The sequence below is a fragment of the Camelimonas sp. FR25 genome (genome assembly GCF_059740505.1).
Genome location: NZ_JCAWFG010000101.1, coordinates 94,461 through 108,108, shown reverse-complemented (window position 1 = coordinate 108,108; position 13,648 = coordinate 94,461). Strand labels below are relative to the sequence as shown.

The following is a 13,648-nucleotide window of genomic DNA, read 5'->3' as shown; positions in this document are numbered from 1 at the left end:
ACGTCAGGAGGCGGCCGGTCGTCGCCTGCAGCGGCTGTGTAAGTGATAGCAATTTGACTGTAGCCGTTTGTCGCCAGAATAATCGGTTTTGCTGATGCTGTGCCCATGATCGGCCCTGACAATGTGGGTTGAATGAACTGAATGGGACGTATTGCTGGTGTCGTTCCCATATTGAGATTGATTGCCATCGGTCGCGCGATATGGTGGTGAGCGCCTGCTCATTGCGTTGTCGACGATGCCCAGCGGAGGCTGATGCCCGGACCCGATGAGTATGACTCATCGGGTTTTGGTCAGGCCCGTGCGGCGACCGAGCATTTCAGGTCGCGGATGGGGCAGCGTCTTCGCGGCCTGGTTTGAGGGGCGTCGTCAGCTCTGATCGGACTCCGACGTCGCAGTAATCTCAGGCAGGTGCGGCGCGACAGTATCTATCCGATAAGAGCGCGGCAGGCTGTAGGGTGCGTCCGCAGCGTTCGGTTGCACAAAATACTGTACCTGCAGCGTTCCTGGCGCGCCGTATCTGTCAGAATCGTATCCCTGCAGCAATCTTGTATCAAATGTTGGGTTCACATCCGTGTCCGGGGCCTGCCCCGCGAAATCGAACGGAATGTTAAGCACCTCATTGACTGGCGCATTATTCTGCGTCGCTGAAATATACATTGTCGTCGTCACGCCAGTGGCGTTGGGGGTGAGTGCGCGAAGGCTGGCGATTGTCTGTCCTGTGATCACCGGGCTCGTGTCGCCGACATTCGCCAGATTGATCGTGCCTTGCAGTCCGTTCAGGGTGGGCGCTGGCAAGGTGCCGCCGTCAGTTGGTTGTATCGGACGCGAGGAGTCAAAGCTGACGACAACAAGGCTTGGGAAAGATAGCGCGATGTTGCCACGTAAATCAATGAGAAGGCTATAGACGTTAATTGAGTATTTTTGGTGCGTTTTGGTAAAATCGATAGGCAGCAGGGAAGTGCGCACTGCAATGGTTTGTTTCTTGGAGACGTCGTCGACCTGCCCGGCGTAGGTGTACATCGGCAGTTCGTCAATCACAGGCGATGACGTTCTGGGTTTTTCGAGTAATATCAGCGACGTGGCCGTGTCCTTCAACAGGGCCGGGGCAATGGTGACCGGGAGCGATGCTGCTGGCAACACAAGGGACGACGGGATGATCGGGGATGTAACGGCAGCATCTGATTTGTTGGAGTTGATAAGGAGAATTGTTCCTGGCGACGTCCTTGTTGTGAAGGTGTCTTCATAGAACAGCTGAATGGTTCCGACGCGCGTGCCTTTCGGTGAATTTTTTAAATCGCTTGACGCCGCTGCTGGTAGCGTAATGTAAAGGTGGACTGCATTGCCTCCGGAATCTAAAGGTTCGGCCATCGCATGGGCAATGGCTCCAGCGCCGTCCTCCACGTTCAGGTTGATCAGGAATGTTGACGGTTGCTCTCCATAAATATGAAGGATGCCGCCTCCCTGATTGCTGGTATGGTTGACGGAGAACATCACGCCTTGCGACGGATTCATTGAGTCAAGCACCAGTACATCACCCGAATCCGGCGGGGGTTCGAACGTTCCAGGTAAGGATTGCGGCACATTATTGGTCACGGCGCCTGTAAGATCTTCGTATCTCGTGTAGAGCTCGCTATTGCTGAAGATCAGCGTCAAGTTCGGTTCTCCTGCGTATTTACAGAAGATGGTGAATGTAACGGCTGTCGCAGACTGGCCGGTCGAGCTGAACGACACTTGGGATCGGGCGCCGCCGATGTTGGCTGCGGACAAGGCGATGGTATCGGGTAACTTAATGTCGGGGTCTGTCAATGTATACGTGACGTCGAGTTGGCTGTATCCAGCCGTAAAATGCGTAACAACGGTTGCAGTAAATGTGCCCATGGCATAAAATCCTTGTAGTGTTCGGCAAAATGGATTGACGCGTGCTGCACGGGGTCACGTGACGCGCGTGGCGATACCCGAACCGGCTTCGGATATTTTATGATAATGTCGATGACGGGTAGCGTTGGCCCGTCAAACGCGTACTACGGCAATGTCTTTTTGTGATTGACACCGGTTATGCGCCACAATTTTCTGCGCTGATGTGATGGCGGAATCGGGGGCGATCTGGCGCATCGTGTTCTTGGGCTGCAGAGTGCGCCGTACCATGATGCGCCATTTAGCTTGGATGCGCCATTTAGCTTGCGCTGAACGACCTCGCTGGAGATCATCGCGCAGTATGTGTGCAGCAAATTACTTTTGCCCAGCAGCCCGGGTGCGCCCAGTAAACCAGGTGAGCCTGACCAACTGGCGATACGCAGCAAGCCGTTTACTTGCGCCGTCTGCGCAGCCCACCCGTGGGATATGGCCCGTGATCGATGCGCAACCGGCCTTGAGACCATATTGACGTCATCGCGAGGACGGAGGCAGCAATGACGGCAGGTGCGCCGGTTGGCATCCTGCCGAGGTGTGCGTTCGCCCCTTGACTGCGTGAGAGCGCTTGCCGGGGCGATCAACCTCAGACACGCGCTGACATGGCCTCTGATCAGTTCTTTTCAGGAACATTGCTGTACAGCGTCACAACTGCTCTGGCGTCGTGCAGGAGCGCAACCTGGTGCGGTCAGGCGCGCGGCATTCTGCCCGTGGCGCCCTATGGCGCGGAACAATATGACGGCGCAGCGCAGTCCTGCCGTCGTGCGTGCTGCTTTATGCCTGGTCGTGGCGACCGACGCCAGGTCGCGAAGGTCGCCAGAATCCGATGAGCATGACACATCGGGTTCTGGTCAAGCCCGTGCGGCGACTGGGCATTTTCGGTCGCGGATCCGTTAGCATCTGCGCGGCCTGGTAATACTGACCCAACCGCGCCCTGCGAAGCACATGCGTCGCTCGGGCTTGACCAGCACCCGCTGCGTGTTGCGCGTCGGGTGCTGGTCTGACATGGGCCGATGTGGTGCGTGCAGGCCGCACTGGGCGATGCACGGGCTTCGTGCCGTCCCGCACGGGTGACGCGTGGGCGGTGGCGTGCTAAGCGCGTGAGGAGCGGTGGCGCAGCCGGTTTTCCCATTCTGCACCCGACTTGTGCGGGTGGGGCGGTGGCCACGGTGATTGCGGCGTAATTTGTGAGGCGGCGACCATTGGACAGCGAGCAGGCGATCGGCATCTTGCCAGCCCAGACCATCCGGGAGTTGTCCGAAATCGGCGTGCTGCAGGCCGACAGGCCGCTCGCCGAGGGGCAGATCCAGCCGGCCAGCCTTGATTTACGGCTGGGCGCCACGGTTTGGCGGGTGCGCGCCAGTTTTCTGCCAGGCCGGCGGCCGGTGCGTGAGCGGCTTGAGCAACTGGCGCTACACCGGTTCTCGCTGGAGCAGGGGGCGGTGCTCGAGACCGGTTGCGTCTATATCGCCGAGATACAGGAAAGCCTGGCGTTGCCGCCTTCCATGTCGGCGTCAGCCAATCCCAAGAGCTCGACCGGCCGCCTTGATGTCTTCACCCGGCTGATCACCGACCAGGGCGAGGAATTTGACATCATTCCCGCCGGTTACACCGGTCCGCTCTATGCGGAGATTTCGCCGCGCACCTTTCCCATTCTGGCGCGGCAGGGCTCGCGCCTGAGTCAGATCCGCTTCCGCGTCGGCGCCACCCGCCTCGGCGACGCCGAGCTGGCTGCGCTGCATGTGCGCGAGCCGGTGGTCAGCGGCGGCGTCACCTCGTTCCAGGGCGGCGTCGCCGTCAGCGTCGATCTCTCAGGCTTTGGCGCAGAGCGGCTGTTGGGCTATCGCGCCAAACGCTTCACTGGTCTCGTCGATATCGACCGTGTGGGCGGTTGCCCGCTCGCGGATTACTGGGAGCCGCTGCATGCCGATGGCTCCGGGGCGCTGATCCTCGATCCGGGGCAGTTTTACATCCTCGCCTCGCGTGAGGCGGTGACGGTGCCGCCGGATTACGCCGCCGAAATGGTGCCGTTTGATCCGCTGGTCGGCGAGTTCCGCGTGCATTACGCCGGTTTCTTCGATCCAGGCTTTGGCCATTCGATCGCTGGCGGGGCCGGGGCCCGCGCGGTGCTTGAGGTGCGCTCGCACGATGTGCCGTTCATTATCGAAGATGGGCAGATCGTCGGACGCCTGGTCTATGAACACATGCAACAGCGCCCTGCGATGCTGTATGGCCAGAATGGCTCGAACTACCAGGGCCAGGGCCTCAAGCTCTCCAAGCATTTTTTCTGAGCGACGACAGACCCGGCGGGCCGATGCTGAGGGCAGGGCTGCAACGCAGGCTCTGCGCCAGTAGCGGCCCGGCGCCCAGGCGCGCGTCACTGGCCGGATCGGCCAGGGATCAATGGCGCCTAACGGATGCGGCCAGGGCCAGCCGGGCGCCGGCCTGGGGCGGGGGAGCTTTCGGCCGCGCGGGATTTGCGCGGCGGCGCGGCGCGGGCGGCGCGCGGGCCGACCCATTGCACGTGGCGGGCGAGAATGGCGGCGGCCAGTTCGACATGATCGGCGCGCAGGGCGGCGAGGATGGCGCGATGGTCGCGATCGGTCGGCGCCTCCCATTCGGCGCGCCAGCCTGAGAACAGGAAGCGGGCGCTGGCCAGATGCAGATCATTGATCGCCGTCAGCAGGCGCGGCATGCGGCACGGCGTCAGGATCAGCGTGTGAAACCGCCGGTTGGCCTCTTCCCAGGCGTGCATATCCGGCGCCCGGTCGCCAGCGCTGGTCGCCTCCTCGGCGGCGTCGAGAATGGCGGGCGTGAGATGCGGCGCGGCGTGGCGCAGCGCCAGCACCTCCAGCGCCGCGCGCATTTCGGCGACCTCACGCACCTCTTCCATGGTGAAGCCGGCGACGCGCACGCCGCGCCGCGGCTCGCTGACCGCCAGCCCCTGGGCCTCAAGCCGGCGGAAGGCCTCGCGCACCGGCACATGGCTGGCGCTGAATTCGGCGGCCACATGGTCCTGGCGCAGGCGCACCCCAGGCGCAAGCTCGCCCGAAATAATGCGGTCGGCCAGCGCCTTGCAGATGCGCGCCGCTATGGTGTCGCGTGGCCCGTCCGTCATCACCCCATCCCCCTGCCGTGCTGAGCCGCGTCTGGCCCATGCGCCGGGCCTGCCTGCAGGGATAACCCGGCGTCACGCGCCCCACAATTGCTACACGCGTGAGGCCAGAGCACGAGGGGGGCGCCGGGCTGCGGCCTGATCTCGTTCAACTGTGGGGAAATTGTAGCAGCGCGACGCCAGGCGACAGGGCGTGGCGCTGCGGGCGGCGCGCTGACGTTCCGGCAAATGTCCCGGCAAACGTCCTGGCGCGCCATTTCGCGAGGGGGGCAGCCAGGGGGAGAAGGGTTTTTTATGGTGTTTTGAGCGGAGGTTGCGCGGCATGCTGCATCGGTCGCGCCTGGTGGCGCGGAAATTGTCGCGGACAGGCGAGCGCTGCGCGACGGGTCAAGGTTCTGGCCTGGTGATGCGAATACAGCTCGTTGGAATCATTCGAATTATTCTTTGGAATGGCTGTAAAACATAGCGTTTGCCAGTCGTTGCGCCTTTGGATACCTGCGCTGTGACAGGCGCATCTGGCGTCATGTCTGCGCGCGGCCGCCCGGCCTGCGTCGCCCGTCGCCAGATGTGTGGATCATCGCCCAGGGAGCCAGCATGTCCGCCGACCGTTTTGAGAGCGCCAGTCCATTTCCCGCCGGCGGCTGCCGGGCGCAATTGCGCTTTGCGGCGCAAGATGCGGCGGCGATGCTGGAGGCGCTCAAGGCGATTTATCGCGGGCGCGGCGTGACGCTGAGCGACGTGGCAGATGGTTTTGACGCCGCGCCTTTCTTCGGCCAGGCGCGGTTCCGCCGCGATGGCGATGAGATCAGCGTCGTCGCCTGGGCGGCTGACGCCGGCTATCTCTCCACCCTCAAGGCCCAGGTGGCGGAGCGGGTGCTGATGCTGTCGGCGCCGCAGCGGCCGGCGCTGGCGTGGACCGGAGAGGGGGCAGGGGCCGGCGCCTTCCCGAATTTCCGTGAGATGACGGTGCATGCGGTGCGCGACGTCACCCCGCGCATGCGGCGGGTGACGCTGGCCGGCGCCGATCTCATGCCTTTCGCCGTGGGCGGCCTGCATGTGCATGTGCTGTTTCCGCCCGAGGGCCTGGCGCGGCCGGAATGGCCCGTGCCGGGACCCGATGGCCTGGCGGTGTGGCCGCCAGCGGAGCGGCGCCCGGTGCAGCGCACCTATACGGTGCGCCATGTCGACGTTGAGGGCGGCCTGCTCGACATTGATTTTGTCATGCATGGGATCTGCGGCCACGACGCCGCAGGGACCGGGGGCGCTGAAGCGCTGACGCAGGACGGCGCGGCTGAAGAGCGGGCGGCGCATGAGCAGCCAGGCGTCGGCGCCGCCTGGGCGGCGCGCGCGCGCCCTGGCGACATCGTCGGCCTGCGCGGGCCGCTTGGTCGCGTCTCCCAGGTCGCGGACTGGATGCTGCTGGCCGGCGATGAATCGGCGCTGCCAGCCCTGTCGCGCATGATTGAGCGGCTGCCGGCTGCGACGCGCGGCCTGGCGCTGCTCGAGGTCGAAGGGCCTGAGGACGAGCAGCCCATCGCCAATAACACCTGCATCGATATTCGCTGGCTGCACCGTAATGGCGGGCCAGGCCTGCTGGCGGCGGCGGTGCGCGCCGTGGTGATCCCCGACGACGCAGGCTCCACCTATGTGATGGCGGCAGGCGAGCATGAGGCGGCGCGCGATATTCGTCAGCACTGGCGCGACGACCTGCGTCGCGAGCGCAAGCAGACGCTGTCGGTGGCCTATTGGCGCGCTGGCCAGAGCGATGAGGCGCGGCGCGCGGCAGGTGATTGAGCCGCGACGCTGGCTGAAACGCCGCCAGTTGCAGCGAGGGGCATGGGACAGAGCGTCCGGCGCCCCTTTTCACGGCCAATTGGCCTGTGCTAGTTTCCAACCTATCTGACACAGACACGGGGACGTTCGGTTTCATGCCTGACGAAGGCGACAGTACAGGCGACAGTCGATACCGAACATGGCTGGCTCATGCAGTAGCCGGCATTTTCATCTGTGATTCCGCTCATTCAGCCCTGGCAGGCGCGCGCCCTGGATCCCATGATCCGGGGATTTTTGCGTTGTCCGATAACCACCTAAGGTAATTTCCATGGAGTTCCTCGCAGATCCAAATATCTGGATCGGCCTCGCAACCCTTATCGTTCTCGAGATTGTGCTCGGCATCGATAACCTGGTGTTTATCGCCATTCTCGCCGACAAGCTGCCGCCGCATCAGCGCAACCGCGCCCGCGTCACCGGCCTGTCGCTGGCGCTGCTCATGCGGCTTGCGCTGCTGTTTTCGATTTCGTGGATCGTCACGCTGACGCAGCCGCTGTTCTCGCTCGGCGGGCTCAGTTTCTCCGGGCGTGACATTATTCTGATCCTCGGCGGCGTGTTCCTGATCGCCAAGGGCACCATGGAATTGCACGAGCGGCTCGAGGGCGACCAGAAGCCCAAGGGCGGCAAGGTTATCCATGCCGTGTTCTGGCAGGTGATCGTGCAGATCATCGTGCTCGACGCCGTGTTCTCGCTCGACAGCGTGATCACCGCTGTCGGCATGGTGGACCAGCTGTGGGTGATGGTCACGGCCATGATCGTCGCCATGGCGGTGATGATCGTCGCCTCGAAGCCGCTGATGGCCTTCGTCTCCAAGCACCCGACCGTGGTGATCCTCTGCCTCGGCTTCCTGCTGATGATCGGCTTCAGCCTGGTTGTTGAGGGCTTTGGCTTCCATATTCCGAAGGGCTATCTCTACGCCGCCATCGGCTTCTCGGTGCTGATCGAGGCCGCCAACCAGCTTGGCCGCCACAATCGCGAGAAGCTGATCTCCACCGGCGACATGCGCGAGCGCACCTCCGAGGCTGTGCTGCGCTTGCTCGGCGGCAAGGTCGGCGAGCAGCCGCTGGGTGAGACTGTGGATGTCATCGCCGAGCAGGCGGCCAATGGGGCCCTGTTCCGCGACGAGGAGAAGGACATGATCCGTGGCGTGCTCGACCTTGGCGAGCGGCCGGTGAGCTCGATCATGACGCCTGGCAATGAGGTGGAGTGGCTCGACCTGAACGAGAGCCCCGAACAGTTGCGGGCGGCGATCGCCGAATTGCGCCACAGCCGTGTGGTGCTGGCGCGCGATAGCGTCGACGATTTCCTTGGCGTGGCCATTACCCGCGAACTGCTCAATCTGCTGGTCGCCGGCAAGCAGATCGACTGGACGCGGGTGGCGCGCCAGCCCGTGGTGGTGCCGGAAACCACGGACGTGCTCAAGGTGATGGAGCAGATGCGCCGCTCGCAGGTGCAGATGGTGATGGTGGTGGATGAATATGGCTCGCTGGAGGGCATCGCCACGCCCACCGACGTGCTTGAGGCCATTGCCGGCGAGTTCCCGGATATGGATGAGGAGGCGGCGGGCCTCGAACGTCAGGAAGACGGTTCGCTGGTGTGCGACGGCTTCATGGATATCCGTCAGCTGAGCGCCACATTGGGGCGTGACCTGGTGGACGACGCCAACCGTTATTCCACGCTGGCCGGCTATATCCTGACCCAGCTCGGCCATCTGCCACGTCCCGGCGAAGCCGTGGAAGTGGACGGGCTGCGGCTTGAAGTGATGAATCTTGAGAAGCGCAGCATCGGCAAGGTGCGGATTACGCTGCTCGACCCGCCGCTGCTCTGACGCCATCGCCAGGATGTGGGCGAGCCGGAGTTCGTCACGCCCTCTCTAGCAGGCTGCGAAGATGCTGCCGCATCCGCGACCTGAGATGCTCAGTCGCCGCACGGGCCTAACCGGCGCCCGGGCGACATCCTGGCACGGGAAAGCTTGGGCGACATGACCTTGAACGGCAGTCGCCTGAACGGCCCGCCTCTGGGCTACATAGGGGGACATGTCCTGGAGGAACCCATCCCGCGAGAGGGCGCCGCGCGCTCGTCGCGTGCGGACATGACCCCGGGAGCCATCTGGGTCTGCGCCTGGGATAATAGGTGCGACGGGCCCTGTCCGTGAGCATCGATGCATTTGGGACGCGGTTAGCCTGCAGAGGCGAGATGTATGTAACGGCGCTTCCGTGGCGCAATCAGCCTATGGGAGTTGGCTATGGCGTCGGGCTCAGGCGCGGGGGCGCAGGACGGGGTATCGCTTGCGACGGCGCGCGGCCCTTCCGGGCTGCGGCTCTATGCGATCGGCGACGTGCACGGCTGCGCCGGGCTGCTGGCGCAATTACATGAGCTCATCGCCGCCGATCTGGCGGCTGATCCGCCCGACGACTGGCGCATCATCTATCTCGGTGATTTTGTCGACCGCGGCCCGGATACCCGGGGCGTGCTTGCGCAACTGGTGGCGCGCCAGGGTGACCCACGGCACATCTTTCTGCGCGGCAACCATGATGAGGCGCTGTTGCGGCTGCTGCGCCACGGCGAACTGGACCATGTGTTCGTCTTGCACGGCGGCGCGCAGACCGCCAACTCCTATGGCGTGGCGGCAGATGTGCTGCTGGCGATGCAGGATGCTGACGCACGCCGGGCGCTGCAGGCTGATTTGCTGGCGGCGATGCCCGAAACGCATGTAACGCTGCTCGACCAGTTGCAACTCACAACGCAATTCGGCGACTATTTCTTCTGCCATGCTGGCGTGCGACCGCAGACGCCTCTCGACCGCCAGGATCCGCACGATCTGATCTGGATTCGCGAGCCGTTTCTCTCCTGGCAGAACCTGCTGGAAAAAGTGGTGGTGCATGGCCACACCCCACGTCGCGAACCCGTGCTACTCCCCCACCGCATCGGCGTCGACACCGCCGCCACCAACACCGGTCGCCTGACGGCGCTGGTGATTGATGGGCCAGGACGGAGGTTCCTGTTCGCAACGGAGTGAGCCGCCTTGGGGTGGCGCTCCTGGCGCTATCCGGAAGGCGGCGATTTCGCCCAGTAATCGGCAAAGAACTCTGTCAATCCGCCAAGGTTGGCGCGCGCCGCCTGCAAGCCGACGATGCCCTGGCGTCCTCCACGTTAGTGAAGCCGGCTGGCGACAGCCTCAAACCGCCACGTCCACGCTGACAAAGCGCCCGCAACGCGCCTAACGCTCGAAGACCTTTGCGCCACGGCCCGACCACGCAACAGGGATGCGAGCAACATTGGCGCGGTGGATACCGCGCGCCACAGGGATTGCTGGCCTGCGGCGAAGCGGATAACAATGCTCACGCGAGCCTTGGCGTCTCATACGGTGAGATCAGACCAGCGGCTGTTCGCGCGGAGCAACACATCCGCCGCGACGATGCGGGCGTAGTTCAGTGGTAGACTGCGCATATCATTAGATATCAAAGGGTTACAGTCAGGTGGGGCGCGCTGCGAGCGCACTGACTTGCAAGGCTTTTTTCCCAAATTGTCCCACGCACTTTCGCTGCTAGCGCGACACGGCAACAGTCATTGATGATGGTCGCGTCTGGCGCGGCAGGGATGCACTCGGACACATGGTCTGACAGCGCGACATAGCCAGGCCTCCGAACCTCGATCAGCATGCCGCCGCGCTGTCGTATGGCCGCTGCCTCATCAGGAAACCGCACGCTCTCTTGGATGACACGGCCGCCTATCGCGAGGATCGCGTCAGCCCGTGCAAGCCACAACGACAGCCACAAATCCCCGCGCACGGCGGTGCGTCCCCAGTCACCGATTGTCTGCTGCGCTTCCAAGCATGGCCTTGATCGGCGTGGCAAGGTGAGGGGCATCGAAGCCAAATTCGTCGCAGAAGATGCTCGCCACCGTGCTCTTGCCTACGCCTGCATAGCCCATAAGGCCAATCAGCATATGGTTTAAACCTCTGGGTGTTGTGAAGGGTCGGGCGGGTCGTTGCTTTGCCTTGGTAACCCGCAGCACCGAATGGACGGAGCGCAAGAAAAAACCCGCCACGCTGGGGGAGCATGGCGGGCAGGTTCACATTCAGCCCACATTACGAGGGTGGCCCTGATGGTATCGGGAGCTTGGCTATTTGGCCAGCGTTCTCACGCGCCCCGGCCATCAAGCCGCCACATCCTCCGGAGTAGCGACCATGTCCTCGGCATCACGGGCCAGTTGCAGGACGTCGTGCCCCGAGCCTATCTCACGGCTGTTCAGGTAGAGGACAGCAGAGCCGTCAGGGGCGACGTGGATCTCAAACATGTCCGGATAGCGTTCAGCCCAGACAATGCGAACGGGTCGACCGTGGCGGTCGTGGCGAACGAAGCTATTCCACCATAAGCGCATTTTGGCCTCCATAGTCCACGCAACTGTGACGTTGGAGTTGAAAATTTGCGCAACGAAGCCCGATCGATCAAGACGGCTCGCATTTTTTTGACGATGGGCAAGGCCGCGGCAAAAGTGCTCGCGTCAGGCGCCAGCACGGTCGCTGCGCCAGCGCGCCCTTTGTTCTACGCGTCTTTCAATCTCTTCCTCCGTCATCCATTCCTGCGCCATTTCGCGCAGGGCCTTGTGCTCGCGGTGTACGGCTTCCTGCGCGGTCGCAAGCCGCTCAGTTGCGGCGACGAGTTTCCGGACCTCATCGACCATTTGTCGGACAGGGTTCATGTCGGCGATCTGGACGAATGGAACCGCGATGTCATCTGATGGCGGCGGGGCGGGCGGCCGCGCCTTGCGCGCTTGATTGATGTAGGCCCAAAGCCCGCCGATGAGCGTCACCGCGAAGATAGCGGCGTTGATCGCCCACTGGATGGCCGTTGGCATTGTCGTCATCCAGGCTTGATCAGGTCCCCCCATTTCGGCGCATCCTGTCCATACCGGCCGCGTCACGACTGGCGCTCAGCACGTTGAAAAAATCTAGCGCGAGCAGCAGGGGATAGATTGCCAGGCCGGTCGAGGTGACGCCGCCGAGGAATAAGCCCATGCTGATCTGGAGCCAGACAAAGCACGAAAGGCCGGCCATCACCGCCCGTACATGGGGCGAGAGGCGCCCGTACCATGTGGTCCAGAACGTTCCATTCATGACTAGGGCGATCAGGCGCACAGACCCAATACCCAAGGCGAAAAGCCCCCATGTGTGCTCAGCCATGAACAGTTGCATCACCGCCCATGCGGGCGTGCTGAAGGTGTCGCCGGGGGCGTAGACGATGGCGCCCCAGATGACGAGCATCACCGACAGGGCCCATTCCGGGGCGCGCGCACGGAAGTGCTCCGTCACGCCCCGGACAATCCGCAGATACATCATGGCCCGCCCTCACGGGCTATTGCTGGCGGCGCTGCCTTGGGCAGCGGCCTGAGCAAGTCTGGGGTCTGAGGCGAGCACCTCAACCACGCCTGGGAGCGCGGCGACCTGGGCGACCTTCGCTGCAGCCCGGCTCACCCACCATTGCCAGACGACACCGCCAGCGGTGGACAGGATGCCGAGCACGACCGCGATCTGGTTCGCCAGCGGCAACCATGCCGCTTCATCCATCCAGCCCAGCGCCGCAATGAGAGGCCCGAGGCCAATCAGAGCCTGTCTGATGGGCAGGGTCAGGTTGGTGTTCATGCGCCGCCTCCCTTCGCTGCTTCAATCGCTGCATAAGCTGCCGCGAGGCTGGTGATGGCCGTGGACACCGACGACGGCGGCGCGGCGCAGAAGGTCTGGACGGTGATGCGGGCGTGCTCCGCCGCCGTCTGGGCTTTGGCCGGAGCAAAAAGGGAGACGCCCAGCGCCGCCGTCTGCACCTCCGCGCAATAGCGCGCCAGCTTGGAGCTCACGCGCTCGATGTCCGGGTCGATGCTCGTCTTGCCGACGATCTGGCCCACGCCGGCGGCGATCTGCCCCCAGGCGGTCGGGTTGTTCAGGGTGGGGCTGACGCTCTGGCAGGCGGCAAGCGTCATCGCTCCGATGGCGAGCGCCATCAGCTTAAAGGCCTTCATGGTGTACTCCGGGAGGTTAGAGGGCTGCGCTGGCCCGTGCCCGCATATCGTCCCCGACAGCGGTAGCGCCGACCTTTTTCAGGTCAAAAGGCAGGCGGGCGATGTCCCACTTGCCCCGTTGAGTGATGCCAAGCGTGCCTTGCACCTCGGCATGGGTGAGAACGGTGCTGCGGCTGATCGAGATGCCGTATTGGCGGCAAAGCGCAGCAATGACGCGAGGTAGCGCGTCCCACTGAGCACTGGTCAGCGGGTATTTCCCAGCCGAGAACGGAGCTTCGACAGCGCCGGCCATCCCACATAGGGAAACACCGATGGAGCCGCTGTTGCAGTTGAGCGTGTGCGCGGCGTAGCCAGCCTTGACCCCGCCGCGACCATTTTTGTCGATCGTTGGGATGCCTCGCACCAGTTTGCCGTTACCCTCAATCAGCAGGTGATAGTGCGCCCGATCCGTGTCGGACGCCCTGTGCGTGCCGGCAGTCCAGTGAACGATGATCCGGTCAATGACAGCGGATGGCATCCAGTCAGCTGGCACGATGGGCGGGGGTGTCGAGGCTGGTGTCGACACGTCAGCGGCGAAAAGCGCCGCGAGCGTTTCGGGGCCGGGCCAGATGCCGTCTGTCAGGCTATTTGCGCGCTGGAACGCCTTGATGGCCTTCAGGGTGTCGGCGCCGAAGTCCCCGTCAGCCCCGAATTTGCCCACGTCAAAGCCGTGCGCCAGCAAGGCACGCTGCAGGTCTTCTGTTTTCATGGATCACCCATAAAAATACCCGCCAGAGG

At 63.5% G+C, this 13,648-nt stretch carries 14 protein-coding genes; 4 read left to right on the top strand and 10 right to left on the bottom strand.

Features of this window, described 5'->3' with window-relative positions; all coding sequences use genetic code 11:
* On the bottom strand, window positions 1-188 hold a 188-nt coding region (locus tag AC6A67_RS14925; protein WP_498037346.1), incomplete at its 3' end, for a hypothetical protein.
* A 178-nt stretch (window positions 189-366) separates the two neighbouring features.
* Window positions 367-1,878 carry a hypothetical protein gene (locus tag AC6A67_RS14920; protein WP_498037345.1) on the bottom strand — a complete coding sequence of 504 codons (1,512 nt, stop codon included), beginning with the start codon at window positions 1,876-1,878 and terminating at the stop codon, window positions 367-369.
* 1,232 nt (window positions 1,879-3,110) lie between these two features.
* Between AC6A67_RS14920 and AC6A67_RS14915 the strand changes: the two genes are divergently transcribed.
* A complete protein-coding gene (locus tag AC6A67_RS14915; RefSeq protein WP_498037344.1) occupies window positions 3,111-4,199 on the top strand; it encodes a 2'-deoxycytidine 5'-triphosphate deaminase in 1,089 nt (362 codons plus the stop codon).
* A gap of 119 nt (window positions 4,200-4,318) precedes the next feature.
* On the opposite strand, the gene AC6A67_RS14910 is transcribed toward AC6A67_RS14915, so the two are convergent.
* Entirely contained in the window at window positions 4,319-5,026 is a 708-nt protein-coding gene (locus AC6A67_RS14910; RefSeq protein ID WP_498037343.1) for a GntR family transcriptional regulator, read from the bottom strand.
* Between the two features lie 591 nt (window positions 5,027-5,617).
* Between AC6A67_RS14910 and AC6A67_RS14905 the strand changes: the two genes are divergently transcribed.
* From AC6A67_RS14905 to AC6A67_RS14895, 3 genes are all read left to right on the top strand, one after another.
* On the top strand, window positions 5,618-6,817 hold the full coding sequence (locus AC6A67_RS14905; protein WP_498037342.1) for a siderophore-interacting protein: 1,200 nt from the start codon (window positions 5,618-5,620) through the stop codon (window positions 6,815-6,817).
* A gap of 307 nt (window positions 6,818-7,124) precedes the next feature.
* Window positions 7,125-8,681 carry a TerC family protein gene (locus AC6A67_RS14900; protein WP_498037341.1) on the top strand — a complete coding sequence of 519 codons (1,557 nt, stop codon included), beginning with the start codon at window positions 7,125-7,127 and terminating at the stop codon, window positions 8,679-8,681.
* Window positions 8,682-9,098: 417 nt separating this feature from the next.
* The gene (locus AC6A67_RS14895; RefSeq protein WP_498037340.1) at window positions 9,099-9,872 is read left to right on the top strand and encodes a metallophosphoesterase family protein; all 774 of its coding nucleotides are present in this window, start codon (window positions 9,099-9,101) and stop codon (window positions 9,870-9,872) included.
* Between the two features lie 788 nt (window positions 9,873-10,660).
* Here the strand turns inward: AC6A67_RS14895 and AC6A67_RS14890 are convergent.
* The 7 genes from AC6A67_RS14890 to AC6A67_RS14860 all read right to left on the bottom strand — a co-directional run bounded on the left by AC6A67_RS14890 (window position 10,661) and on the right by AC6A67_RS14860 (window position 13,619).
* The gene (locus tag AC6A67_RS14890; RefSeq protein WP_498037339.1) at window positions 10,661-10,801 is read right to left on the bottom strand and encodes a hypothetical protein; all 141 of its coding nucleotides are present in this window, start codon (window positions 10,799-10,801) and stop codon (window positions 10,661-10,663) included.
* A 210-nt stretch (window positions 10,802-11,011) separates the two neighbouring features.
* Entirely contained in the window at window positions 11,012-11,236 is a 225-nt protein-coding gene (locus AC6A67_RS14885; protein WP_498037338.1) for a hypothetical protein, read from the bottom strand.
* A 123-nt stretch (window positions 11,237-11,359) separates the two neighbouring features.
* The gene (locus AC6A67_RS14880) at window positions 11,360-11,713 is read right to left on the bottom strand and encodes a hypothetical protein (protein ID WP_498037337.1); all 354 of its coding nucleotides are present in this window, start codon (window positions 11,711-11,713) and stop codon (window positions 11,360-11,362) included.
* A gap of 19 nt (window positions 11,714-11,732) precedes the next feature.
* Complete coding sequence (locus tag AC6A67_RS14875) at window positions 11,733-12,194, bottom strand: hypothetical protein (protein ID WP_498037336.1); 462 nt, start codon at window positions 12,192-12,194, stop codon at window positions 11,733-11,735.
* A 9-nt stretch (window positions 12,195-12,203) separates the two neighbouring features.
* Window positions 12,204-12,497 carry a Pam3-gp28 family putative phage holin gene (locus tag AC6A67_RS14870; RefSeq protein ID WP_498037335.1) on the bottom strand — a complete coding sequence of 98 codons (294 nt, stop codon included), beginning with the start codon at window positions 12,495-12,497 and terminating at the stop codon, window positions 12,204-12,206.
* Entirely contained in the window at window positions 12,494-12,871 is a 378-nt protein-coding gene (locus AC6A67_RS14865) for a hypothetical protein (RefSeq protein ID WP_498037334.1), read from the bottom strand. Before AC6A67_RS14865 ends, AC6A67_RS14870 begins: the two co-directional genes overlap by 4 nt.
* Before the next feature lie 16 nt (window positions 12,872-12,887).
* Entirely contained in the window at window positions 12,888-13,619 is a 732-nt protein-coding gene (locus tag AC6A67_RS14860; RefSeq protein WP_498037333.1) for a peptidoglycan recognition protein family protein, read from the bottom strand.
* Window positions 13,620-13,648 lie beyond the last annotated feature (29 nt).

Excerpts from the sequence above, each read along its gene's own strand:
- AC6A67_RS14920 (WP_498037345.1), bottom strand. The coding sequence starts at position 1,878 with ATGGGCACATTTACTGCAACCGTTGTTACGCATTTTACGGCTGGATAC.
- AC6A67_RS14910 (WP_498037343.1), bottom strand. The coding sequence starts at position 5,026 with ATGACGGACGGGCCACGCGACACCATAGCGGCGCGCATCTGCAAGGCG.
- AC6A67_RS14905 (WP_498037342.1), top strand. The coding sequence starts at position 5,618 with ATGTCCGCCGACCGTTTTGAGAGCGCCAGTCCATTTCCCGCCGGCGGC.
- AC6A67_RS14900 (WP_498037341.1), top strand. The coding sequence starts at position 7,125 with ATGGAGTTCCTCGCAGATCCAAATATCTGGATCGGCCTCGCAACCCTT.
- AC6A67_RS14895 (WP_498037340.1), top strand. The coding sequence starts at position 9,099 with ATGGCGTCGGGCTCAGGCGCGGGGGCGCAGGACGGGGTATCGCTTGCG.
- AC6A67_RS14890 (WP_498037339.1), bottom strand. The coding sequence starts at position 10,801 with ATGCTGATTGGCCTTATGGGCTATGCAGGCGTAGGCAAGAGCACGGTG.
- AC6A67_RS14885 (WP_498037338.1), bottom strand. The coding sequence starts at position 11,236 with ATGCGCTTATGGTGGAATAGCTTCGTTCGCCACGACCGCCACGGTCGA.
- AC6A67_RS14880 (WP_498037337.1), bottom strand. The coding sequence starts at position 11,713 with ATGCCAACGGCCATCCAGTGGGCGATCAACGCCGCTATCTTCGCGGTG.
- AC6A67_RS14875 (WP_498037336.1), bottom strand. The coding sequence starts at position 12,194 with ATGATGTATCTGCGGATTGTCCGGGGCGTGACGGAGCACTTCCGTGCG.
- AC6A67_RS14870 (WP_498037335.1), bottom strand. The coding sequence starts at position 12,497 with ATGAACACCAACCTGACCCTGCCCATCAGACAGGCTCTGATTGGCCTC.
- AC6A67_RS14865 (WP_498037334.1), bottom strand. The coding sequence starts at position 12,871 with ATGAAGGCCTTTAAGCTGATGGCGCTCGCCATCGGAGCGATGACGCTT.
- AC6A67_RS14860 (WP_498037333.1), bottom strand. The coding sequence starts at position 13,619 with ATGAAAACAGAAGACCTGCAGCGTGCCTTGCTGGCGCACGGCTTTGAC.